The 21,941-nt window shown below is 70.8% G+C and carries 20 protein-coding genes; 14 read left to right on the forward strand and 6 right to left on the reverse strand.

Going from position 1 to position 21,941, the window contains the following annotated elements; translation table 11 throughout:
- The first annotated feature begins 181 nt into the window (after nucleotides 1–181).
- The 4 genes from J7E97_RS21035 (at nucleotide 182) to J7E97_RS21050 (ending at nucleotide 4,814) form a co-directional block, all read left to right on the forward strand.
- A complete protein-coding gene (locus tag J7E97_RS21035) occupies nucleotides 182–1,204 on the forward strand; it encodes a LacI family DNA-binding transcriptional regulator (protein ID WP_215029510.1) in 1,023 nt (340 codons plus the stop codon).
- Between the two features lie 122 nt (nucleotides 1,205–1,326).
- Nucleotides 1,327–2,562 carry a S1C family serine protease gene (locus J7E97_RS21040; RefSeq protein WP_215029513.1) on the forward strand — a complete coding sequence of 412 codons (1,236 nt, stop codon included), beginning with the start codon at nucleotides 1,327–1,329 and terminating at the stop codon, nucleotides 2,560–2,562.
- A 51-nt stretch (nucleotides 2,563–2,613) separates the two neighbouring features.
- Nucleotides 2,614–3,345 carry a response regulator transcription factor gene (locus J7E97_RS21045; protein ID WP_215029516.1) on the forward strand — a complete coding sequence of 244 codons (732 nt, stop codon included), beginning with the start codon at nucleotides 2,614–2,616 and terminating at the stop codon, nucleotides 3,343–3,345.
- Nucleotides 3,342–4,814: a cell wall metabolism sensor histidine kinase WalK gene (locus J7E97_RS21050; protein ID WP_215029519.1), complete on the forward strand. Its 1,473-nt coding sequence runs from the start codon at nucleotides 3,342–3,344 to the stop codon at nucleotides 4,812–4,814. Before J7E97_RS21045 ends, J7E97_RS21050 begins: the two co-directional genes overlap by 4 nt.
- Here J7E97_RS21050 and J7E97_RS21055 read toward each other — a convergent pair.
- Entirely contained in the window at nucleotides 4,794–5,693 is a 900-nt protein-coding gene (locus J7E97_RS21055; RefSeq protein WP_215029522.1) for a phosphatidylinositol-specific phospholipase C, read from the reverse strand. The two genes, J7E97_RS21050 and J7E97_RS21055, sit on opposite strands and share 21 nt — an antisense overlap.
- Before the next feature lie 512 nt (nucleotides 5,694–6,205).
- Here J7E97_RS21055 and J7E97_RS21060 point away from each other — a divergent pair.
- Both J7E97_RS21060 and J7E97_RS21065 read left to right on the forward strand, forming a co-directional pair.
- Nucleotides 6,206–7,054, forward strand: a complete 849-nt coding sequence (locus tag J7E97_RS21060; protein ID WP_215029525.1) for a helix-turn-helix transcriptional regulator — start codon at nucleotides 6,206–6,208, stop codon at nucleotides 7,052–7,054.
- A complete protein-coding gene (locus J7E97_RS21065) occupies nucleotides 7,014–7,274 on the forward strand; it encodes a DUF397 domain-containing protein (RefSeq protein WP_215029528.1) in 261 nt (86 codons plus the stop codon). Before J7E97_RS21060 ends, J7E97_RS21065 begins: the two co-directional genes overlap by 41 nt.
- Before the next feature lie 70 nt (nucleotides 7,275–7,344).
- Here the strand turns inward: J7E97_RS21065 and J7E97_RS21070 are convergent, their stop codons facing one another.
- On the reverse strand, nucleotides 7,345–9,168 hold the full coding sequence (locus tag J7E97_RS21070) for a bifunctional UDP-sugar hydrolase/5'-nucleotidase (protein ID WP_215029532.1): 1,824 nt from the start codon (nucleotides 9,166–9,168) through the stop codon (nucleotides 7,345–7,347).
- Nucleotides 9,169–9,337: 169 nt separating this feature from the next.
- Between J7E97_RS21070 and mshD the strand changes: the two genes are divergently transcribed.
- From mshD to pstB, 7 genes are all read left to right on the forward strand, one after another.
- Complete coding sequence (mshD, locus tag J7E97_RS21075) at nucleotides 9,338–10,270, forward strand: mycothiol synthase (protein ID WP_215029535.1); 933 nt, start codon at nucleotides 9,338–9,340, stop codon at nucleotides 10,268–10,270.
- Between the two features lie 205 nt (nucleotides 10,271–10,475).
- Nucleotides 10,476–12,755 (forward strand): RNA degradosome polyphosphate kinase, encoded by a 2,280-nt coding sequence (locus J7E97_RS21080; protein ID WP_215029538.1) that lies wholly within the window; start codon nucleotides 10,476–10,478, stop codon nucleotides 12,753–12,755.
- Entirely contained in the window at nucleotides 12,736–13,683 is a 948-nt protein-coding gene (locus J7E97_RS21085) for a CHAD domain-containing protein (protein ID WP_215029541.1), read from the forward strand. Before J7E97_RS21080 ends, J7E97_RS21085 begins: the two co-directional genes overlap by 20 nt.
- A gap of 344 nt (nucleotides 13,684–14,027) precedes the next feature.
- On the forward strand, nucleotides 14,028–15,164 hold the full coding sequence (gene pstS / locus J7E97_RS21090; RefSeq protein ID WP_215029544.1) for a phosphate ABC transporter substrate-binding protein PstS: 1,137 nt from the start codon (nucleotides 14,028–14,030) through the stop codon (nucleotides 15,162–15,164).
- Between the two features lie 129 nt (nucleotides 15,165–15,293).
- Complete coding sequence (gene pstC, locus J7E97_RS21095; RefSeq protein ID WP_215029547.1) at nucleotides 15,294–16,283, forward strand: phosphate ABC transporter permease subunit PstC; 990 nt, start codon at nucleotides 15,294–15,296, stop codon at nucleotides 16,281–16,283.
- Nucleotides 16,283–17,365 (forward strand): phosphate ABC transporter permease PstA, encoded by a 1,083-nt coding sequence (gene pstA, locus J7E97_RS21100; protein ID WP_215029551.1) that lies wholly within the window; start codon nucleotides 16,283–16,285, stop codon nucleotides 17,363–17,365. Before pstC ends, pstA begins: the two co-directional genes overlap by 1 nt.
- Before the next feature lie 29 nt (nucleotides 17,366–17,394).
- Nucleotides 17,395–18,171, forward strand: coding sequence for a phosphate ABC transporter ATP-binding protein PstB (pstB, locus tag J7E97_RS21105; protein ID WP_215029554.1), 777 nt, complete (start codon nucleotides 17,395–17,397; stop codon nucleotides 18,169–18,171).
- A gap of 135 nt (nucleotides 18,172–18,306) precedes the next feature.
- On the opposite strand, the gene J7E97_RS21110 is transcribed toward pstB, so the two are convergent.
- Together J7E97_RS21110 and J7E97_RS21115 are read right to left on the reverse strand one after the other, a co-directional pair.
- The gene (locus tag J7E97_RS21110) at nucleotides 18,307–19,305 is read right to left on the reverse strand and encodes an inorganic phosphate transporter (protein ID WP_215029556.1); all 999 of its coding nucleotides are present in this window, start codon (nucleotides 19,303–19,305) and stop codon (nucleotides 18,307–18,309) included.
- Nucleotides 19,306–19,310: 5 nt separating this feature from the next.
- The gene (locus J7E97_RS21115) at nucleotides 19,311–19,931 is read right to left on the reverse strand and encodes a DUF47 domain-containing protein (protein ID WP_215029557.1); all 621 of its coding nucleotides are present in this window, start codon (nucleotides 19,929–19,931) and stop codon (nucleotides 19,311–19,313) included.
- 205 nt (nucleotides 19,932–20,136) lie between these two features.
- On the opposite strand from J7E97_RS21115, the gene J7E97_RS21120 reads away from it, so the two are divergent.
- Nucleotides 20,137–20,523, forward strand: a complete 387-nt coding sequence (locus tag J7E97_RS21120) for a metal-sensitive transcriptional regulator (RefSeq protein ID WP_251054893.1) — start codon at nucleotides 20,137–20,139, stop codon at nucleotides 20,521–20,523.
- Between the two features lie 18 nt (nucleotides 20,524–20,541).
- On the opposite strand, the gene J7E97_RS21125 is transcribed toward J7E97_RS21120, so the two are convergent.
- Nucleotides 20,542–20,688, reverse strand: coding sequence for a hypothetical protein (locus J7E97_RS21125; protein WP_215029591.1), 147 nt, complete (start codon nucleotides 20,686–20,688; stop codon nucleotides 20,542–20,544).
- A gap of 148 nt (nucleotides 20,689–20,836) precedes the next feature.
- Nucleotides 20,837–21,673, reverse strand: coding sequence for a hypothetical protein (locus J7E97_RS21130; RefSeq protein ID WP_215029559.1), 837 nt, complete (start codon nucleotides 21,671–21,673; stop codon nucleotides 20,837–20,839).
- Between the last annotated feature and the right edge of the window lie 268 nt (nucleotides 21,674–21,941).

Below are 21,941 nucleotides of genomic sequence, written 5' to 3' on the forward strand. Positions count from 1 at the left end.
CCACTGCTCGTCGGTGAGATCGCCTCGTGCCATGACTGATGGCCTATCAAGACCAAGACCCTGCGCGCAGGCGATCTACCAAACTCATGATCTGGACTCCAGACAGGACCTAGGGGGCCGCGGGACCGACCTCCCCGGACGCCCTGCCCAGAGGCAGGTCACCCCGCGTAGACTGCCGCGCGTGGCCAAGGTGACGCGGGATGACGTGGCACGACTTGCGGGTACTTCTACCGCCGTCGTGAGTTACGTGATCAACAACGGACCCCGGCCGGTTGCCCCGGCCACGCGCGAGCGTGTCCTCGCCGCGATCAAGGACCTGGGCTACCGCCCGGACCGGGTCGCGCAGGCGATGGCCTCACGGCGCACCGACCTCATAGGCATGATCGTCCCCGATGCCCGTCAGCCGTTCTTCGCGGAGATGGCGCACGCGGTCGAACAGGCCGCCGCCGAACGCGGGAAAATGGTCCTGGTCGGGAACTCCGACTACCGCGACGAGCGCGAGGTCCACTACCTGCGGGCGTTCCTCGGCATGCGGGTCTCCGGACTGATCCTCGTCAGCCAGGGCATGAGCGAGCGGGCCGCCTCGGAGATCGAGGCGTGGGACGCGCGGGTGGTCCTCCTCCACGAGCGCCCGGAGGCGATCGACGACGTCGCCGTCGTCACCGACGACATCGGCGGCGCCCAGCTCGCCACCCGGCACCTGCTGGAGCACGGGCACCCGTACGTGGCCTGCCTCGGCGGCGTCGAGAGCACCCCCGAGGTGGGCGACCCGGTGGCCGACCACGTCGAGGGCTGGCGCCGGGCGATGCTCGAATCCGGCCGCTCCGTGGAGGGCCGCCTCTTCCAGGCCCCGTACAACCGCTACGACGCGTACAAGGTCGCCCTGGAGGTCCTGGCCGGCCCGGACCGGCCCCCGGCCATCTTCTGCGCCACGGACGACCAGGCGATCGGCGTGCTGCGGGCGGCGCGGGAGCTGCGCATCGACGTTCCCGGGGAGCTGGCCGTGGCCGGCTTCGACGACGTGAAGGAGGCGGCCCTCACGGACCCGCCGCTCACGACGATCGCCTCGGACCGCCCGGCGATGGCCCGCGCGGCGGTGGACCTCGTCCTGGACGACGCGCTCCGCGTGGCCGGCTCCCGCCGGGAACGCCTGAAGCAGTTCCCGTCGGCCCTGGTCATCCGCCGCTCCTGCGGCTGCCACTGACCCTGCGGGGAAACGCCGGCGAGGCCGAAGTCACCCGGGCTTATATCGGGCATACACGGTTCTGTCGGGCTTCTCAGCGGGGATTCAGGAAGCTCTCATGATCCGGGCGCACCGTCGTATCCATGACCGAGAACTTCCGCCGCGAAGGCGAGTACCCCCAGGAGAACCGCCCGGCCCAGCCCGCGCCCCTCGGCGAGGACTGGCAGCGCGGTCGTGACCGGTTGGCCCACGAGGCCTCGTACCCCCCGCCGCCCGCCTACCCCCCGGCCTCCCCGCCCGCCCCGGGCTGGCACGAGGCCCACACCCCGCCCGTCATCCAGGGCGAGACCGTCCCCCCGAGCGCCGGCGGAGCCGGCCACGGCGGTTGGGCCACCTGGGGCGAGGCCGCCGCCGCGGCCCCCGCCCCGGTCCCGCACCACGGGCAGGCCCGCGCCAAGCGCCCCGTCGCGCTCCTCGCCGCCGTCGCCCTGGCCGCGGCGGTCATCGGCGGCGGCACGGCGGCCGGCGTACAGCAGCTGCTCGCCGCCAACGGAAGCGTCGGCGGCGCCGGGGTCAACGGCAACACCATCTCGCAGTCGAACAGCGGCACCGTCTCCGGCGTGGCCGAGAACGTCAGCCCCTCCGTCGTCCGCATCGACACCAGCACCGGGTCCGGCCAGGGCACCGGCTCCGGCGTCGTGATCACCGCCGACGGGGAGATCGTCACCAACAACCACGTCGTCGACGGCGCCTCCCAGATCCAGGTGACGATGAGCGACGGCAAGAAGTACCAGGCGAAGATCGTCGGCACGGACCCGGACAAGGACCTCGCCCTCATCAAGCTCCAGGGCGCCACCGGCCTCAAAGCCGCCGCTCTCGGCGACTCCGACAAGCTCAAGGTCGGCGACGAGGTCGTCGCCATCGGCTCCCCCGACCGCCTCACCGGCACGGTCACCAGCGGCATCGTCTCCGCGCTGAACCGCGAGGTGAACGTCCCGAAGTCCGAGCAGCAGCAGTCCCCCCAGGACGGCTTCCCGTTCTCCTACGGCGGCAAGCAGTTCAACGGGAACACCGGATCGGACACCACCTCGTACAGGGCCATCCAGACCGACGCCTCCCTCAACCCCGGCAACTCCGGCGGCGCCCTGGTCAACATGAACGGCGAGATCGTCGGGATGCCCTCCGCGATCTACTCCCCCTCCAGCGGCAGCGGCTCCGCCGGCAGCGTCGGCCTCGGCTTCGCCATCCCCGTCAACACGATCAAGGCCGACCTGCCCTCCCTGCGCAAGGGCGGCCCCGGCGGCGCGGGCGGCGGCGACAGCACCGGCAACGGTGGCGGCAGCAGCAGCGGCACCACCGGTTTCGGGACCTCCTACTAGGGCGACCGTGCGAGCCTGTGAGGAGACCGACCACCACCCCTGGGGGACCGAATGACCGCCGAAGGCGACCAGCAGCGCATCCTCGTCGTCGACGACGAACCGGCCGTGCGCGAGGCCCTGCGCCGCAGCCTGGCCTTCGAGGGGTACGGCGTACAGACCGCCGTCGACGGGCTCGACGCCCTCGACAAGGCGGCCTCCTACGCCCCCGACCTGATCATCCTGGACATCCAGATGCCCCGGATGGACGGTCTGACGGCCGCCCGGCGCCTGCGCGCCGCCGGCACCACCACCCCGGTCCTGATGCTGACCGCCCGCGACACCGTCGGCGACCGCGTCACCGGCCTCGACGCCGGCGCCGACGACTACCTGGTCAAGCCGTTCGAGCTGGACGAGCTCTTCGCCCGCGTCCGCGCACTCCTGCGCCGCAGCTCCTACGCCGCCCACGGAGGCGCCCTCCCCGAGGACGCCGACGCCCTGGTCTTCGGCGACCTGCGCATGGACCTGGTCACCCGCGAGGTCACCCGCGCCGGACGCCCCGTGGAACTGACCCGTACCGAGTTCACCCTGCTGGAGATGTTCCTCGCGCACCCGCGCCAGGTCCTGACCCGCGAGCAGATCCTCAAGACCGTGTGGGGCTTCGACTTCGAGCCCAGCTCCAACTCGCTGGACGTGTACGTGATGTACCTGCGCCGCAAGACCGAGGCCGGGGGCGAGCCCCGCCTGGTCCACACCGTGCGCGGGGTGGGCTTCGTACTGCGGGCCGGCGAGAGCGGCCCCGAATGAGCCCGGCCGCCAGATTCCGCGCCCTCCCGCTGCGCTCGCGGCTCGCCCTGCTCGTCACGGTCGCGGTGGCGGTGGCCGTCGCGGCCGTCGCCGTCATCAGCTGGTTCATGGTCCGCACCCAGCTCAACGACCAGCTGAACAGCTCGCTGCGCTCCACCAACGCCAGGGCGCAGGCGAGCCAGACACTGAACCGGCTCGGCTGCCAGGAGAAGGTGCCCGGCCCCTTCGAGAACAACCTGAGCGCGCAGGTGCAGATCGTGCTGCCGGCGGGCGGGCGCTGCTGGGTGGACGGGAAGAACACCCTCCCGGTCACCGCCTACGACCTCGAAGTGGCCAAGGGGCTGCGCGGAGCGGTCATGTACGACGGCAAGACCACGGACGGCACCCCCGTGCGCATCTACACCCAGCCCGTGGAGCTGACCTCCGGACCGGGTGTGCAGAACGCCGCGATCTCGGTAGCCAAGCCCCTCTCCGACATCGACAAGCCCCTGTCCACCCTGGCCTGGGTGCTCGTCCTCGTCTGCGGCATCGGTGTCGTCGGCGCCGGCGCGGCCGGCCTGTGGGTGGCCCGTACGGGGCTGCGCCCGGTCGACGAACTGACCGGCGCCGTCGAGCACATCGCCCGCACCGAGGACCTGACCGTCCGGATCCCCGACGAGGGCGACGACGAGATCGCCCGCCTGTCGCGGTCCTTCAACTCCATGACGGCCGCGCTCGCCTCCTCCCAGGAGCGCCAGGCGCAGCTGATCGCGGACGCCGGGCACGAGCTGCGCACCCCGCTCACCTCCCTGCGCACCAACATCGAACTGCTGGCGCGCAGCGAGCAGACCGGCCGCGCCATCCCGCCCGAGGACCGCAAGGAGCTGCTGGCCTCGGTCAAGGCGCAGATGACGGAACTGGCCTCGCTGATCGGTGACTTGCAGGAGCTGTCCCGCCCGGACGCGGCCGCCCCCGGTCCGCTGGGCGTGGTGGCCCTGCACGAGATCGCGCGCACCGCGCTGTCCCGGGCCCGGCTGCGCGGCCCGGAGCTGGAGTTCACCTCCGACCTGGCGCCCTGGTACGTACGCGGCGAGGCGGCGGCCCTGGAGCGCGCGGTGGTCAACGTCCTGGACAACGCGGTGAAGTTCAGCCCGCCGGGCGGCGAGGTCGCCGTGGTGCTGCGCGCGGGCGAGCTGACCGTACGCGACCACGGGCCCGGCATCCCGGCCGACGACCTCCCGCACGTCTTCGAGCGCTTCTGGCGCTCCCCGTCGGCCCGCGCACTGCCCGGCAGCGGCCTCGGCCTGTCGATCGTGGCCCGTACGGTGCTGCGCGCGGGCGGCACGGCCGAGCTGCGGGCGCCGCGCGACGGCGGGCCCGGCACGGAAGCGGTGCTCCGCGTCCCGGGGGCCCCGACTCCGCCGCCGAGCCCGGCTCCGGCCGACGGGCAGGAGCTCTCGGGGCAGCCGTCAGTTGTGCCGGATCAGTGAGGCGACCAGGCCGGAGCGGGTGTTGGGGAAGTCCATCGGGACGATCCCGAGCCCGGTCCGGCCGGCCAGCTCCGAGCCGTCGACGAACGAGTGCACCTGCGGATTGAGCCGGTCGGAATTCCACCGGGGCGGCAGGCCGGCCGCCGTGCTCGTGTAGTTCATGAAGAGCTTCCCCGGCTGGGCGACGGCCTTGCGGAACTGGTTCTCGATCTTCCCCCGCTTGCCGAAGGGCTCGGCCATGTAGTCGTCCTGGATGTCGAAGACGTTGCCGTCGCCGTAGCGCAGCCCTCCGGGCAGGCCGCCGTTGTCGGGGAGCAGCAGGACCTTTCCGCGCGTCTGGCCGAGGGTGGGCAGCGTGTTCGCGATCTTGAACAGCGGGCTCCAGCCCCGGTTGTTCAGGTAGTCGTCGAAGACGGCGCGGAAGGTGGCGTCGCTCTCCTCGGAGTACTCCTGCTTGAGCCGCATCAGCACGGTCTCGGAGGGGTGGGCGGCGAGGAAGTTCCAGCAGGCCACGAGCACGTCCCCGAACATCAAGTTCTGGTAGTAGGCGCCGTGGTGGATCGCGAACGAGCCGCCGCTCACCCGGCAGCGGACGTCCAGGAAGCGGATCCCGGAGTCGAGCTGCTCGGCGACGGAGGTGTTCTGGCAGGCGACGTAGAGCCCGCCCCTGGTCGCGCCCGAATCGTGGGTGCCGGGGATGGTCATCCGCTGGAGGGCGGTGGAGTCGCCGAGCCCGCCCATCCAGTCCTGGGTCCCGAGCGCCTGGGCGGAGGCCGGTGCGGCACTCGCCCCCAGCGCCACCCCGGCCCCGAGGGCCGCCGCCCCGGCCAGAAACCCGCGCCGCCCGATCCCGCCGCCCGTACGCGCTTCCACGCCCATGCCCGCCCCTTTGTCGACCCAGTGGTGCGCGGATTATGGCGCGCGGAGCCGGCCATTACTACCCACCGGTAGCCCTGACCTTCGGTCAACTCCCGGCTTGGTAGGGCCCGTTGAGCGGCATACCGGACCACGCCTCCGCCAAGGCTCCCGTTCCACCCGCAGGACACCGTCGACTCCGAGAACGCCGTCCACGGCGACCACCGGGAGGCCTGGCTGGCGAGCGACTGCCCGGCGCTGCTGGTCCACGGCCGACGCAGCCAGGTGCTCGGGCAGGAGCAGGCCGACGCCATGGTGTCGCGCCGGCCCGGGACCTCGTACGCCCCCGTGGACTCGGACCACTTCGTCCAGCTCCAGGACCCGGAGGGCTTCACCCTGGCGGTGAAGGGCTTCCTCGCCGGCCTCTGATCGGGTACGGGTTGCGGATTTCCCCCACCCGACCGCAGTCGCGTCACTACGCTCGGTAAGAGACCGAAACGAACGCCGCACGGCGTGTACTTGGGGGTGACCGCTCCATGGTCAACATCCGCGATCTCGATCCCAGCGCGTCCCCGCTGGACTACTACGGCTCGGAACTGCGCCGCCTGCGGGAGGCCGCCGGGCTGAAACAGGGGCAGCTGGGGGACATCGTCTTCTGCGCCGCCTCACTCATCGGCCAGATCGAGACGGCCCGGAAGGTACCGACCCGCGACTTCTCGGAACGGCTGGACGCGGCGCTCGGGACGGGCGGCGTGTTCTCCCGGCTGGTGGGGCTGGTGCTCCGGAGTCAGCTGCCGACGTGGTTCCAGGCGTATGCGGAGATGGAGGCCAAGGCCACACACATCTCCTCGTTCCAGGCGCAGCTGGTGTACGGGCTGTTGCAGACGGAGGCGTACGCACGGGCGGTGCTCCAGGCCGGATGGTCGGACAAGCTAGACGAAGCCGTGGCCGCAAGGTTGGAGCGGCAGCGCATCCTGAGCAGGGAGCGCCCGCCCCTGACCTGGGTGGTGCTGGACGAAGCCGTCCTACACCGGCCGTTCGGCTCCCGCGCGATCATGCGTAACCAACTGGACCACCTGTTGGGCTTCCGAGACCAGCGCGCTGTCCGTGTCCAGGTCTTGCCCTTCACGGCCGGCCAACATCCGGCGACCGTAGGCGCGTTCAACGTCCTGAGGTTCGAGAGCGACCCCGATATCATCTATGCCGAGAGCTACGGATCGGCCAATGTGACCGCCAATCCCGACACAGTCAGGGACTGCGCGCACCGATACGATCACCTGCAGGCTGCGGCCCTCTCTGTGGAGGAATCCGCGGAACTGATCGCCTGTGTACGGGAGGAACGTTATGGGGACCAATCAGGACCTGAAGGCCGTTCTGTGGCGTAAGTCGAGCTACAGCGGTGGCACCGGCGGCGACTGCGTCGAGTGCGCTCCTCTCGGCACCGCCGACTGGCGCAAGGCCTCGTACAGCAGCACCACCGGCGGCGACTGCGTCGAGGTAGCCACCCAGCCCTGCCGGATCGCCGTCCGGGACTCCAAGAACCCCGACGGCCCCGCCTTCACCGTCGCCCCGGCCGCCTTCGCGGAGTTCGTGCGCGCGCTCTGACACGCCGAAGGGGGGTGGGCCGTCGTGGCCCACCCCCCTCGCGCGTACTCGCGTACGTACTGCCGTCGCCCTACTTGACGACGGTGATCCGGTCCGCCGTCGGGACGGCCAGCGGGGCCGTCTGCGAGGAGTGCCCGGCCAGGTAGGCGTTGAAGACGTCCAGGTCGGACGCGCCCACCAGCTTGTTCTTGTGCTCCTTCAGGACCGTGAAGCCGTCGCCGCCGCCCGCGAGGAACTCGTTCATCGCGACGCGGTAGGTCTTGGCGGGGTCGATCGCCGCGCCGTTCAGCTTCACGGAGTCCACGACGATGCGCTCGGCGCCCGCCTTGGTGGTGTCCAGGGTGTAGGTGAAGCCCTTGGAGACCTGCAGGATCTTCGGGTTCGGGCCGTTGACCGTGCCGCTGACCTGCTGCTGGAGCATGGTGACCAGCTGGGCGCCGGTCAGGTCGACGACGTTCATCATGTTGGTGAACGGCTGGACCGTGTATGACTCGCCGTACGTCACCACCCCGTCGCCCTCGCCGCCCGCCGCCTTGTAGGCGAGGTCGGCGCGGATGCCGCCCGGGTTCATGACGGCGAGCTGGGCGCCGCCCTTGTCGGCCGGGGCCAGGGCCTCGAGCTGCGCGTCGGCGATCACGTCGCCGAGCGGCTTCTCGAACTCCGCCGAGCCGCGTCCCGCGATGTCCCCGGCGATGTAACCCATCGGACGGCTCGCGATCGGCGCGGCGAGCGCGTTCCAGCGCTGGATCAGCGCGGTCAGGTCCGGGGCCTTGGGCTGGTCCCGGTTCACGACCTTCTGGACCGGCTTCGGCGCGGCGACCGGCGTACGGACGATGTCCTTGGTCTTGCGGTCGTACGTGAGGGTGGTGTCCGTGAACAGCCGGCCGTAGGAGGCGGCCGAGGTGACCGTGCGCGGGTTGCCCGCCGGGTCGGGGATGTTGCAGGCGTACGCCTGGTGCGTGTGGCCGGTGACCAGGGCGTCGACCTTCGGCGAGACGTTCTTCGCGATGTCGACGATGGCCCCGGAGATGCCGGCGCCGGCGCCCGGTACGTCGCAGTCGTAGTTGTACGCGCCGCTCGCGGGCAGGCCGCCCTCGTGGACCAGCGCCACGATCGACTTCACGCCCTGCTTGTTCAGCTGCTCGGCGTACTTGTTGATCGTCTCGACCTCGTCGCCGAACGTGAGGCCCTTGACCCCGTCGGCGGTCACGACGTCGGGGGTGCCCTCCAGGGTGACGCCGATGAAGCCGATCTTCACGTCCCCCTTCTTCCAGACGAAGGTCGGGCTCATCATCGGGCGCTTCGTCTTCTCCTCGACGACGTTCGCCGCGAGGTACTGGAAGTCCGCGCCGTCGAAGCCCTTGCCGTACTCGAAGCAGCCCTCGACCGGGTGGCAGCCGCCGTACTGCATGCGGCGCAGCTCGGTCTTGCCCTCGTCGAACTCGTGGTTGCCGACGCTGGTGACGTCCAGTTCGAGGTCGTTGAGGGCCTCGATGGTGGGCTCGTCGTGGAAGAGGCCAGACACCATCGGGCTGGCGCCGATCATGTCGCCGGCCGCCGCGGTGACGGAGTACGGGTGGCCCTTTCGGGCCTCGCGCAGGCCGGTCGCCAGGTACTCGACTCCGCCCGCGGGTATGGATTTGGTGGTGCCGTCGGCCTGCCGCTCGGCCACGGTGCCGGAGGAGCCCTGCGGGGGCTCCAGCGTGCCGTGGAGGTCGTTGAACGACAGCATCTGCACGTCGACGGTACGGCCGTTGTCGTGGCCGTCGCCGCCACCACTCGCGGCACCGGCCGGAAGGGCGGCGGCGACCAGCGCACCGGCCGCCGTCGTGACGGCGAGGGCGGTGAGGGTCAACCGGCGGGTTCGGCGGTGCCGTTGTGGCGTCGCTGACATTTAGTCCCCTTTGCGGACAGCGATACGTCTTGGGAGGTCTGGGGAAGCCTAGAGTCAACGCGCGTAGCGCGACAGGGGGTAGCTGGTATCGAGCTGGTTACGCACACGAGACGCGAGGCCGTCGCGCCCGTGCCAGCGCGGGCTCCCGCCGTGGTCGTAGGCTCGGCTCATGACTGACGACGCAGCAGCGACCCTGGAGCCGGGACGCCAGATCGAGACCCTCGACGAACTGACGGAGGAACAGGCCGACGCCGTCCTCGCCCTCATCGAGGAGGCGGCACGCAGCGACGGCACCACCGCCGTGTCCGAGCAGGGCCGACTCCAACTGCGCGGCGGGTCGCGCGAGGGGATCCGGCACTTCCTGCTCACCGAGCGCGGCCGGCTCGCCGGATACGGGCAGCTGGAGGACACCGACCCGGTGGAGGCACCCGCCGCCGAGCTCGTCGTCCACCCCTCGATGCGCGGCCGCGGTCACGGGCGGGCCCTGGGCACCGCCCTGCTGGCCGCCTCCGGCAAGCGGATCCGGGTGTGGGCGCACGGCGGCAAGTCCGCCGCCCGCCACCTCGCGCAGGTCCTCGGCCTGACCCTGTTCCGCGAGCTGCGCCAGCTGCGCCGCCCGCTCGGCGCGGGCGCCCCGCCGCTGCCGGAACCGGTCCTCCCGCCGGGCGTGACGGTACGCACCTTCGTGCCCGGCGCCGACGACGCGGCCTGGCTCGCCACCAACGCCGCCGCCTTCGCCCACCACCCGGAGCAGGGCTCCCTGGTGCAGCGGGACCTGAACGACCGCGTCGCGCAGCCCTGGTTCGACGCCAAGGGCTTCTTCCTCGCCGAGCGGGACGGCGAACTCGTCGGCTTCCACTGGACGAAGGTCCACGCCGAGCAGCAGCTCGGCGAGGTCTACGTGGTCGGCGTCCGCCCCGACGCCCAGGGCGGCGGCCTCGGCAAGGCCCTCACCGCGATCGGCCTGCGCCACCTGGCCGCCGCCGGCCTCCCCACGGCCATGCTCTACGTCGACGCCGACAACCCGGCCGCACTGGCCGTCTACGAATCCCTGGGCTTCGTCACCCACGAAACGGACCTGATGTACCGCACCGAAAGCTGACCGCGCGCGGGGGAGGGCGGGGGCCGCGCCCCGCCCGCAGCCCCGGCCCGCACGGCGCGGCCGTCCGCCCGGACCCTGGAAGCCATACGCCATTAACCGGGCATTAACGCACGGTCGCGAAGCTGACGACATGCAGCCCCGACTCCGACTGACGGCCGACACTTCCGACGCGCCTGTCCTCCCGCGTGCGCGGAAGAATGGAGTCATGAGCCACAAGCCCAGCGCAGCGGCGCCCACCGACGTTCCCTCCCAGCTGCCGTCCCACGCGTCCGCGGCCTCCTCGGAAGCCGTGGCCTCGCGCGCCGCCAGCGGCGCCCACGCGCGGCTCGGTTCCATAGCCGCCCACCGCCCGCACGTGGACCTGGAACCGGACATCGACGCGGATCTGGACTCCTACGAGGACAAGGACACCGGCGAGCTCCCCGCGGGCCGCTTCCTGGACCGGGAGCGCAGCTGGCTGGCCTTCAACGAGCGCGTCCTGGAGCTCGCCGAGGACCCGGCGACGCCCCTGCTGGAACGCGCGAACTTCCTGGCGATCTTCGCGAGCAACCTCGACGAGTTCTTCATGGTCCGCGTGGCCGGCCTCAAGCGCCGCATCGCGACCGGTGTCGCCACCCGTTCGGCCTCGGGACTGCAGCCCCGCGAGGTGCTGGACCAGATCTGGACCCGCTCCCGCGAGCTCATGGCCCGCCACGCCGCCTGCTTCCAGCAGGACATCTCCCCGCAGCTCGCCGAGGAGGGCGTCCACCTCATCCGGTGGCCCGACCTCACCGAGAAGGAGCAGGCCCGCCTCTTCACCCTGTTCCGCAACCAGATCTTCCCGGTGCTGACCCCGCTGGCCGTGGACCCCGCGCACCCGTTCCCGTACATCTCCGGCCTCTCTCTGAACCTGGCCGTGGTCGTACGCAATCCCGTCAGCGGCCACCGCCACTTCGCCCGGGTCAAGGTCCCTCCGCTCCTCTCCCGCTTCCTGGAGGCCTCCCCGCAGCGCTACGTCCCCCTGGAGGACGTCATCGCCGCGCACCTGGAGGAGCTGTTCCCCGGCATGGAGGTGCTCGCGCACCACATGTTCCGCGTGACCCGCAACGAGGACCTGGAGGTCGAGGAGGACGACGCCGAGAACCTCCTCCAGGCCCTGGAGAAGGAGCTCATGCGGCGCCGCTTCGGGCCGCCGGTCCGCCTGGAGGTCGAGGAGTCCATCGACCCCGGCGTCCTGGACCTCCTCGTGCAGGAGCTGAAGGTCAACCCCTCCGAGGTGTACCCGCTGCCCGGCCCGCTGGACCTGACCGCGCTCTTCGGGATCGCCTCGCTGGACCGGCCCGAGCTGAAGTTCACGAAGTTCGTCGCCGGCACGCACCGCGACCTCGCCGAGGTCGAGTCCGCGTCCGCGCCCGACATCTTCGCCGCGCTGCGCGCACGGGACGTGCTGCTGCACCACCCGTACGACTCCTTCTCCACCTCCGTGCAGGCCTTCCTGGAGCAGGCCGCCGGCGACCCGGACGTCCTCGCCATCAAGCAGACCCTGTACCGGACCTCCGGCGACTCCCCCATCGTGGACGCCCTGATCGACGCCGCCGAAGCCGGCAAGCAGGTCCTCGTACTCGTCGAGATCAAGGCCCGCTTCGACGAGCAGGCCAACATCAAGTGGGCGCGCAAGCTGGAGGAGTCCGGCTGCCACGTCGTCTACGGCCTCGTCGGCCTCAAGACGCACTGCAAGCTCTCGCTCGTCGTCCGCCAGGAGGGCGACCAGCTGCGCCGCTACTCCCACGTCGGCACCGGGAACTACCACCCCAAAACGGCACGGCTCTACGAGGACCTCGGCCTGCTCACCGCCGACCCGCAAGTCGGCGCCGACCTCTCCGACCTCTTCAACCGGCTGTCCGGCTACTCGCGCCGCGAGACCTACCGCCGGCTGCTGGTGGCCCCGCGCTCGCTGCGCGACGGGCTGATCTCCCGGATCGACAAGGAGGCCGCACACCACCGGGCCGGCCGCCCCGCGTACGTCCGCCTCAAGTTGAACTCCATCGTCGACGAGGCGCTGATCGACTCCCTCTACCGGGCCTCGCAGGCGGGGGTCCCCGTGGACATCTGGGTCCGCGGCATCTGCGCGATCCGCCCCGGGGTCCCCGGGCTCTCGGACAACGTCCGGGTCCGCTCGATCCTCGGCCGCTTCCTCGAACACTCCCGGGTCTTCGCCTTCGGCAACGGCGGCGAACCCGAGGTGTACATAGGCAGCGCCGACATGATGCACCGCAACCTCGACCGCCGTATCGAGGCACTGGTCAGGGTCGCCGACCCGGCCCACCGCGCGGCCCTGGACCGGCTGCTGGAGACCGGGATGTCCGACGCCACCTCCTCGTGGCACCTGGGCCCGGACGGCGAATGGACCCGGCACGGCACGGACGGCGAGGGCCAGCCGCTGCGGCACGTTCAGGAGATGCTCATAGACGCCCGGAGGCGCCGGCGTGGCTCAGTCAAACCATGACCCGACCGCGATCACGGCAGGCGACGTACTCGGTGCGTACCTGCGCGCACAGGCCACCGCCTTCCTGCGCGGGCTGCGCCTGCACGACGAGGGCGCGGCGAGCGGGGCCGCCGAGGGCGGCGAAGCGGCGCGCGGCCTGCGGGGGGCGGCGCGCCGGATCTCCTCGTCCCTGTCCACGTTCAGAGCGGTGGCCGAAACCGGCTGGGCGGACTCGCTGCGCACGGAGCTGGTGTGGCTCTCGGCGACGCTGGCCGACGCGCACGCGTACGGCGCCCGCCTCACGCGGCTGATGGACGCCCTGCACCGGCTGTCGGGAAGCCCCGAGGTGCCCGCGCCCCGGGGTACGGCGGGCTCGCTGACCGTGGGCTCGGCCCGGGCGGGCGCGCTGCTGGAGCGGCAGCTGACGCTGTCCCGCACGCGGGCGCACTCGGCGGCGCTCCAGGCCCTGGGCTCCTCCCGCTTCCACGCGGTCGCCGACGCGGTGGCCGTGCTGGCCTCGGAGGTCCCGCTGGACCCGGTCGCGGCGCGGGGCCGGGTGGACGACGTCCTGGTTCCCCTGGCGGAGGTGGCCGGATCCCGCCTGTCGGCGGCGGTGGCCGCCCTCCCCGCCCCCTCCCCCTCGCACCCGTACGACGCGGACCACGACGGCCCGTGGAACGAGGTGCGCCGCCTGCTGCGGGTCCACCGGTACGCGCGGGAGGCGCTCGGCGAGGACGTGGCCCGGCTGGCGGCCGCCGGCGAGGCCCTGGACCGCCACCGGGACGCCGCGGAGGCCGCCGGGGCCTCGGCCACGGCGGCCCGCACGCCCCGTATCGCCCCCGCGACGGCCTACGCCCTCGGCGTCCTGCACGCGGACCAGCGGCACGAGGTCGAGGCCTCGCGGCTCGCCTTCCAGCACATCTGGCTGCCGGCTCCGGCGCAGGCCTGACCTTTCGGCCCTGCCCCTTCGGCCCTGCCCCTTCGGCCCTGACTACTTCCGGCCACGACGTCCCGCTTCCGGGCCGTCGGCGTGGTCACGCTACGGTAACGGCGGGACAACGGGGGATGTCGTCGGATGGCGAACCCTGCCTCCGCACCACCCCGCCCGCCACGGTTCACCATCCGTTCACCTACCCCGGTCGGCCGCTTCACCTGATCTGCCTAACGTCGTAGGAGCAAGGAGAGAGTCGCGGCCACGGCGAGCGGTTCCCCCGGGCAAACCGACGTAGTCCTCTTCGCACGCCGCCCCGATCCAGAAAGCGGCCGGCGGCTTCTGGAAGGAAACACCCGAAAGTGACGCTTCAGCGCAAGAGCATGCTTCGTGCCTCCGCCCTCGGGGCGCTCGTCGTGTCCGGTGCCCTGGTCCTCACGGCGTGCGGCTCGGACGACAACACCAAGAACGACGCCGGCACGCCCGGCAAGTCGACCGCAGCGGTGAGCGACATCAAGTGCGACGGCGCCAAGGGCAAGGTCCTGGCCTCCGGCTCCTCCGCGCAGAAGAACGCGGTCGACCTGTGGATCAAGAACTACATGGCGGCCTGCTCCGGCGTCGAGGTGAACTACAAGTCCTCCTCCTCCGGTGAGGGCATCGTCGCCTTCAACCAGGGCACCGTCGGCTTCGCCGGTACGGACTCCGCGCTGAAGCCCGAAGCCGTCGAGGAGTCGAAGAAGATCTGCACCGGCGGCCAGGGCATCGACCTGCCCATGGTCGGCGGCCCGATCGCCCTCGGCTTCAACGTCGCCGGCGTGGACAAGCTGAACCTCGACGCCACCACGATCGCCAACATCTTCAACGACAAGATCAAGAAGTGGGACGACGAGGCGATCAAGAAGCTGAACCCCGGCGTCACGCTTCCCCCCACCGCGATCCAGGCGTTCCACCGCTCCGAGGACTCGGGCACCACCGAGAACCTGGGCAAGTACCTCAAGGCCGCCGCTCCCGAAGCCTGGACGTACGAGGCCGCGAAGAAGTGGCCGGCCCCGGGCGGCCAGGCCGCCTCCGGCTCCGCCGGCGTCGCCTCGCAGGTCAAGGCCGTCGACGGTGCGATCGGCTACTTCGAGCTCTCCTACGCCTCCTCGCAGAGCATCAAGACCGTGGACGTGAACACGGGCGCCGCCACTCCGGTCAAGGCCACCGGCGAGAACGCCTCCAAGGCCATCGCCGCCGCCAAGATCTCCGGCACCGGTTCCGACCTGGCGCTCAAGCTCGACTACACCACCAAGTCCGAGGGCGCCTACCCGATCGTCCTGGTGACCTACGAGGTCGTCTGCGACAAGGGCAACAAGGCCGAGACGCTCCCGACCGTGAAGTCCTTCCTGAACTACACCGCGTCCGACGCCGGTCAGAAGGTCCTGACCGAGAACGGCTACGCCCCGATCCCGGCCGAGATCAACACCAAGGTCCGCGAAGTGATCGCGACCCTCAGCTAGGCCTGACCCCCGGGACCACCGGTCCGCTCCCCGCCGGGGGACGGACCGGCCCCGGGGACCCTCCCCTTCGCCCAGGGGATCCGGTGCACCGCCGCCAGGGGGCCTGCCCCCCATCAGACCGGAAAGATCATGGCTTCCACCACACCCACCCAGATCGCCACGGCTCCGCCCGTCACTCCGAGCGGAAGGTCCACCGGCCGCGCCGGTGACAAGATCTTCGCCGGCCTCTCCAAGGGCTCCGGCATCCTGCTCCTGGTGATCATGGCGTCGATCGCCGTCTTCCTCACCTACCGCGCTTCGATCGCCCTGGCCGACAACGAGGGCAACTTCCTCACCACGTTCGACTGGAACGCATCGGCCAAGCCCCCCGTCTTCGGCATCGCCGTCCTGCTCTTCGGCACCGTCGTCAGCTCGATCATCGCGATGGCCATCGCGGTCCCGATCGCCGTCGGCATCGCCCTCTTCATCTCGCACTACGCGCCGCGCAAGCTGGCCTCCCCCCTCGCCTACGTCGTCGACCTGCTGGCCGCCGTGCCGTCGATCGTCTACGGCATCTGGGGCGCCCTCTTCCTGGTCCCGCAGCTGGCCGGCCTGAACCTGTGGCTCGACGAGTACATGGGCTGGACCTACGTCTTCGACAAGACCCAGATCGGCGTCGCACGCTCGCTCTTCACCGTCGGCATCCTGCTCGCGATCATGATCCTGCCGATCGTCACCAGCGTCAGCCGCGAGGTCTTCCTCCAGGTCCCGCGCATGAACGAGGAGGCGGCCCTGGCCCTCGGCGCGACCCGCTGGGAAGTCATCCGCATGTCGGTACTGCCCTTCGGCCGCTCCGGGGTCATCTCCGCCTCGATGCTCGGCCTCGGCCGCGCGCTGGGCGAGACCATGGCCGTGGCGACCGTCCTGTCCCCGAGCTTCCTGATCTCCGGCCACATCCTGGACCCGGGCGGCGGCACGTTCGCACAGAACATCGCCGCGAAGTTCGACGAGGCCAACGAGTTCGGCCGCGACGCCCTGATCGCCTCCGGTCTCGTCCTCTTCCTGCTCACCCTGCTGGTCAACGGCACCGCCCGGCTGATCATCGCCCGTCGCGAGGACTTCTCGGGGGCGAACGCCTGATGAGCCACGCACTCCAGGACCCGCGCCCCTCCCGGGCCCGCACGTCCGTCGCCCCCACCAGCCTGACGCAGGGCCACCTGCCCCGCTGGGCCCCGGCCGGCATCGCGGTCCTCTCGATCGCCCTCGGCTGTGGCATCGGCGCCGCCGCCGGCCTCCACAGCAAGATCCAGTGGGGCCTGCTCGCGGCCGTCCTCTTCGTGGCCGTCACGTACACGGCCAGCTCGGTGATCGAGAACCGCCGCCAGGCCAAGGACCGGGTCGCGACCTCCGTGGTCTGGGTCTGCTTCGTCCTCGCCGTCGTCCCGCTGCTCTCGCTGCTGTGGACCACCATCAGCCGCGGCGCGAAGGTCCTCGACGGGGACTTCCTCGGCCACTCGATGAACGGCGTGACCAGCTTCGAGGCCGGCGGCGGCGTCTACCACGCGCTGCTCGGCACCATCGAGCAGGTCGCCCTGGCCACCGCGATCGCGGCCCCCATCGGCCTGCTGACCGCCGTCTACCTGGTCGAGTACGGCCGGGGCGCGCTCGCCAAGTCCGTGACGTTCTTCGTCGACGTCATGACCGGCATCCCCTCCATCGTCGCCGGTCTGTTCATCCTGACGACCTGGAACCTCATGCTCGGCTTCGGCCCCTCCGGCTTCGCCGGCGCGATGGCCCTGTCGATCCTGATGATGCCCGTCGTGGTCCGCTCCACCGAGGAGATGCTCAAGCTCGTCCCGAACGAGCTGCGCGAGGCCGCCCTGGCCCTCGGGGTGCCGAAGTGGCGCGTGATCCTCAAGGTCGTGCTGCCCACCGCCATCGGCGGCATCTCCACCGGCGTGATGCTGGCCGTCGCCCGCATCGCCGGCGAGACCGCCCCGATCATGCTGCTGGTCTTCGGCTCCCAGCTGATCAACAACAACCCCTTCGAAGGCGCCCAGTCCTCACTCCCCCTGTACATCTGGGAGCAGTACAAGGTCGGCAGTGAAGCCTCCTACGACCGGGCCTGGGGCGCGGCGCTCGTCCTGATCGCCTTCGTCATGATCCTCAATCTGGTGGCCCGCGGCATCGCCCGCTGGAAGGCCCCGAAGACCGGTCGCTGACGCGACTCATGAAAGCGAAGTGACCCCTCATGGCCAAGCGAATCGACGTCAGCGGACTGTCCGCCTTCTACGGCACCCACAAGGCCATCGACGACATCTCGATGACCGTCGAGCCCCGCTCCGTGACCGCCTTCATCGGCCCGTCCGGCTGCGGCAAGTCCACCTTCCTGCGCACCCTGAACCGCATGCACGAGGTCACTCCCGGTGGCCGCGTCGAGGGCAAGGTACTGCTGGACGACGAGAACCTGTACGGCCCCGGCGTGGACCCGGTCGCGGTCCGCCGCACGGTCGGCATGGTCTTCCAGCGCCCGAACCCCTTCCCCACCATGTCGATCTTCGACAACGTGGCGGCGGGCCTGCGGCTCAACGGCTCCTTCAAGAAGTCCGAGCTGGCCGAGGTCGTCGAGAAGTCCCTCCAGGGCGCCAACCTCTGGAACGAGGTCAAGGACCGCCTGAACAAGCCCGGCTCCGGCCTCTCCGGCGGCCAGCAGCAGCGCCTGTGCATCGCCCGCGCCATCGCGGTCGAGCCCCAGGTCCTCCTGATGGACGAGCCCTGCTCGGCCCTCGACCCGATCTCCACCCTCGCCATCGAGGACCTGATCGGCGAGCTCAAGGAGCGCTTCACGATCGTCATCGTGACGCACAACATGCAGCAGGCCGCGCGCGTCTCCGACCGCACCGCCTTCTTCAACCTGTCCGCGGTCGGTCAGCCCGGCAAGCTGATCGAGATCGACGACACGGACCGGATCTTCTCGAACCCGTCCGTGCAGGCCACCGAGGACTACATCTCGGGCCGCTTCGGCTAGACCCGGATGTGCGAACGTCCCGCGGTGCTGCATGGCGGTGCCACCGCGGGGCGAGAGAAAGAAAAGGGCCGGCTCCCCCTGGGTGGGGGGAGCCGGCCCGCTTCCTTCGCCCTCGCGGGCGGACCTGGCCGTCGGTTAGCCGACGGCCAGGTTCACGATCCAGAAGCTGACCGCGGCGACCAGGCCCGCGGCCGGCATGGTGATGAACCAGCCCAGGACGATGTTCCTGCCGACGCCCCAGCGGACCGCGTTCACCCGTTTGGTAGCGCCCACACCCATGATCGCCGAGGTGATCACGTGGGTGGTGGAGATCGGTGCCTGGTACAGGTACGAGGCGGTGTACATGATCGACGCGCCCGTCGTCTCCGCGGCGAAGCCCTGCGGCGGGTCGAGCTCGATGATCTTGCGGCCCAGGGTGCGCATGATGCGCCAGCCGCCCGCGTACGTACCGAGCGAGAGCATCACCGCACAGGCGACCTTGACCCAGACCGGGATCGGGTCGCTCGAGCTCTGGACATCCGCGATGACCAGGGCCATCACCACGATGCCCATCGTCTTCTGCGCGTCCTGCAGACCGTGGCCGAGGGCCATGGCGGCCGCCGAGACCGTCTGGGCGATGCGGAAGCCGCGCTTGGCCTTGTGCGGGTTGGAACGGCGGAACATCCACATGATCGCGACCATCACCAGGTAGCCCACGATCAGGCCGACGATGGGCGAGAGGAACATCGGGATGACGACCTTCTCCAGCACCCCGTGCCAGATGACGCCGATCCCGCCCGCCAGCGCCGCGCCCACCATGCCGCCGAACAGCGCGTGCGAGGAGGAGGAGGGCAGGCCGAAGTACCAGGTGACGAGGTTCCAGACGATCGCACCGACCAGCGCGGAGAAGAGGATCCACATCCCCTTGTCGCCGTGCGGCGTCTCGATGAGCCCCTTGCTGACCGTCTTGGCGACCCCGCTGCCGAGGAAGGCGCCGGCCAGGTTCATCACTGCGGCCATCGCGAGCGCGGCGCGCGGGGTCAGCGCGCGGGTCGAGACCGAGGTCGCGATCGCGTTCGCCGAGTCGTGGAAACCGTTGGTGTACGTGAAACCGAGCGCGACACCGATGGTCGCGATCAGAGCGAAGGTGTCCACGAGGTTCAGGACTCCTTGACCGCGATGGTCTCCACCGTGTTCGCAACGTGCTCGAACGCGTCGGCCGCCTCTTCGAGCACGTCGACGATCTGCTTGAGCTTCAGCACCTCCATGGCGTCGTACTTGCCGTTGAAGAGCTGGGCGAGCAGCTTGCGGTGGATCTGGTCCGCCTGGTTCTCGAGGCGGTTGACCTCGATCCAGTACTCGGTCAGGTTGGTCATGGTCCGCAGGTGCGGCATGGCCTCGGCGGTCAGCTCGGCCGCGCGCGCCAGTACCTCGATCTGCTGCTCGACTCCCTTGGGGAGCTCCTCCACGTTGTAGAGGACGACCAGGTCGACCGCCTCCTCCATGAAGTCCATGATGTCGTCGAGGCAGGACGCCAGGTTGTAGATGTCCTCGCGGTCGAACGGCGTGATGAAGGAGGAGTTGAGCTGGTGGAAGATCGCGTGGGTCGCGTCGTCTCCGGCGTGCTCCGCCGCCCGCATCCGCTCCGCGATCTCGACCCGGGCGGAGGAGTCCGCTCCGAGCAGTTCCATCAGGAGTTTGGAGCCCGTGACGATGTTGTCCGCGGATGCGGCGAACATGTCGTAGAAGCTCGTCTCCCTGGGGGTCAGACGAAATCGCACGTGAGGTCCTCGGGGTGCATTGGATTCGGTCAGGCTGATGCTAGGCGCATCCTCCGGCCACGGCTAACCGGCAGTTCCCCAGTGTCCTCCATCAGGCAGAGTGAGGACCCACGGCCCCCTGTCCCTGTGGACGAGGGCCGGTATCATATACCCATGAGGGGTATGCACGGTATGCACCCCCTCGATCCGGACCACGGGAGGACGCATGACTGCCATCCAGGCGGAGGGCTCCGGGGCCGAAGCGGGCACGGTCGCCGGCGCGGACGTCGCCGCGCCCGACGCCACGGCCGCGGGCGCGGCCACCGGCGCGGTGCACGGCTACCACCACCAGAAGGACGAGCACCTCAAGCGGCTGCGCCGGATCGAGGGGCAGATCCGGGGTCTCCAGCGCCTCGTCGACGAGGACGTCTACTGCATCGACATACTCACCCAGGTCTCGGCGAGCACGAAGGCACTGCAGTCCTTCGCGCTCCAACTGCTGGAAGAACACCTCCGGCACTGCGTCGCGGACGCGGCCGTCAAGGGCGGCGGCGAGATCGACGCCAAGGTCGAGGAAGCCACGAAGGCGATCGCGCGACTGCTGCGCACCTGAGCCGCGGAGGGCGGCGGGCTATCGCCCCATCAGCACTTCGTCGATGCGGTCCTGGCTGAGCCGGTCCTCGTGCGCGGCGGAGGCCGCGATGATCAGCTCGCCGCACAGCTCGATCTCAGCGAGAGCCACGTGGTCCTGCACCGTCGTACCGCCTGCGGGAGTCACGCGTGTCACCTCTCTCCGCCGTCGTCCGTTCGCCGGCGCTCGGTTCCTCAGCGTAGGGACGGGAAGGCGCCGGGCGCATGACACGGATGGACCATTTCCGGATACCCGGCAGGACCCGAACGCGCCGCCCCCGCGCGCCCCCGACCGGCTAGTCGGCGATCTTTCCCGCGTAAATGTCCCCTTCCTGGGGCAATACGACGGTGACCGGCGTTCCGAAGCCGTAGAGCAGCGTGGTGGAAGACACATCGATCACGCCATTGTTGACGTAGGTGAACCGGTGGCGGACCTTGCGCAGCCGTCCCTCCTCGTCGAGGTACGCGTCGAACGGCACGGCGTCCTTGCTGAACCCTTTCGCCGCCGCCTCCAGCGCGCCCTTCACCGCCGGCGAGGCGGCGGCCGCGGCCCGCGCGATGTCGGTCGTACCCCGGTAGTGCCGCACCTTGGTCCCCGCCACCTCGGTCTCGCCGACGTACGTCACCTCCTGCGCGCCGCGCAGCAGCTCGGCGGCGGCCATCGGGTCGGTGGCCCCGCCCGTGACGAGGTTCCCGTCGGCGAGGGCCGTCGTGTCGACCCGTACCCACTTGTCGTCGGGGACGCCCGCGCCCCGGTTCTTCATGTAGAGCGCGCCGGGAACCAGGAGCTCGGTGATCGGCCGGTGCTCGGCCTTGCCCTTGGCGTCGTCCGGGAGCATGACCAGGAGCTGGCCCATCCGGTTCTTGAAGTCGACCCCGCCCTCGCCCCGGATGGTGACCCTGGTGCCGCCGGTCGCCATCTCCATCGCCGTACGGGCCCGCGCGCTGCCGGTCTTCGCGAGCGCGTCGGCGGCTCCGCGGACCGCGGCCGCCGGGTCGTCGGCGGGCCTCGCGTCGTCGCCGGCGACCGCGTCGCCGCCGCACCCGCTCAACGCCACCACCGCCAGGGCGATGCAGACCGCGAACGCCGCTTCGCCGCGTCCCGGCCGCCACCTGTGCGCGTGCACCACCATCGCCTGCCAACCCCCAACGCGTGACCGCTGTTTGCCCGAGGCCCACCCGCTCCGCTTAACGAGGTCCGGGGCCTCCCGTCACGGGCCGGGGCCCTCCCCGAACGGCGCGCGAACCCCGGGGGAAGCCGGGGCGGACCCCGCGGGCAGCCAGGGGGGACCCCGCGGGAAGCCAGGGGGGACCCCGGGGAACGAGCACCGCCCCGGCCCGCCGCCCGGCGCCGGCCCGTTCCGTTCCCGGTTTCACGCCCCGTTCCGCTCCCGGTCCGAC

This window comes from Streptomyces sp. ISL-66 (assembly GCF_018614135.1).
Taxonomy (GTDB): Bacteria; Actinomycetota; Actinomycetes; order Streptomycetales; family Streptomycetaceae; genus Streptomyces.

Bases quoted from the DNA above. Each gene is read 5' to 3' on its own strand.
- J7E97_RS21080 (WP_215029538.1), top strand. From the start codon at position 10,476: ATGAGCCACAAGCCCAGCGCAGCGGCGCCCACCGACGTTCCCTCCCAG.
- J7E97_RS21040 (WP_215029513.1), top strand. From the start codon at position 1,327: ATGACCGAGAACTTCCGCCGCGAAGGCGAGTACCCCCAGGAGAACCGC.
- J7E97_RS21130 (WP_215029559.1), bottom strand. From the start codon at position 21,673: ATGGTGGTGCACGCGCACAGGTGGCGGCCGGGACGCGGCGAAGCGGCG.
- pstA (WP_215029551.1), top strand. From the start codon at position 16,283: ATGAGCCACGCACTCCAGGACCCGCGCCCCTCCCGGGCCCGCACGTCC.
- pstB (WP_215029554.1), top strand. From the start codon at position 17,395: ATGGCCAAGCGAATCGACGTCAGCGGACTGTCCGCCTTCTACGGCACC.
- J7E97_RS21060 (WP_215029525.1), top strand. From the start codon at position 6,206: ATGGTCAACATCCGCGATCTCGATCCCAGCGCGTCCCCGCTGGACTAC.
- pstC (WP_215029547.1), top strand. From the start codon at position 15,294: ATGGCTTCCACCACACCCACCCAGATCGCCACGGCTCCGCCCGTCACT.
- J7E97_RS21120 (WP_251054893.1), top strand. From the start codon at position 20,137: ATGACTGCCATCCAGGCGGAGGGCTCCGGGGCCGAAGCGGGCACGGTC.
- J7E97_RS21065 (WP_215029528.1), top strand. From the start codon at position 7,014: ATGGGGACCAATCAGGACCTGAAGGCCGTTCTGTGGCGTAAGTCGAGC.
- mshD (WP_215029535.1), top strand. From the start codon at position 9,338: ATGACTGACGACGCAGCAGCGACCCTGGAGCCGGGACGCCAGATCGAG.
- J7E97_RS21050 (WP_215029519.1), top strand. From the start codon at position 3,342: ATGAGCCCGGCCGCCAGATTCCGCGCCCTCCCGCTGCGCTCGCGGCTC.
- J7E97_RS21070 (WP_215029532.1), bottom strand. From the start codon at position 9,168: ATGTCAGCGACGCCACAACGGCACCGCCGAACCCGCCGGTTGACCCTC.
- J7E97_RS21055 (WP_215029522.1), bottom strand. From the start codon at position 5,693: ATGGGCGTGGAAGCGCGTACGGGCGGCGGGATCGGGCGGCGCGGGTTT.
- J7E97_RS21045 (WP_215029516.1), top strand. From the start codon at position 2,614: ATGACCGCCGAAGGCGACCAGCAGCGCATCCTCGTCGTCGACGACGAA.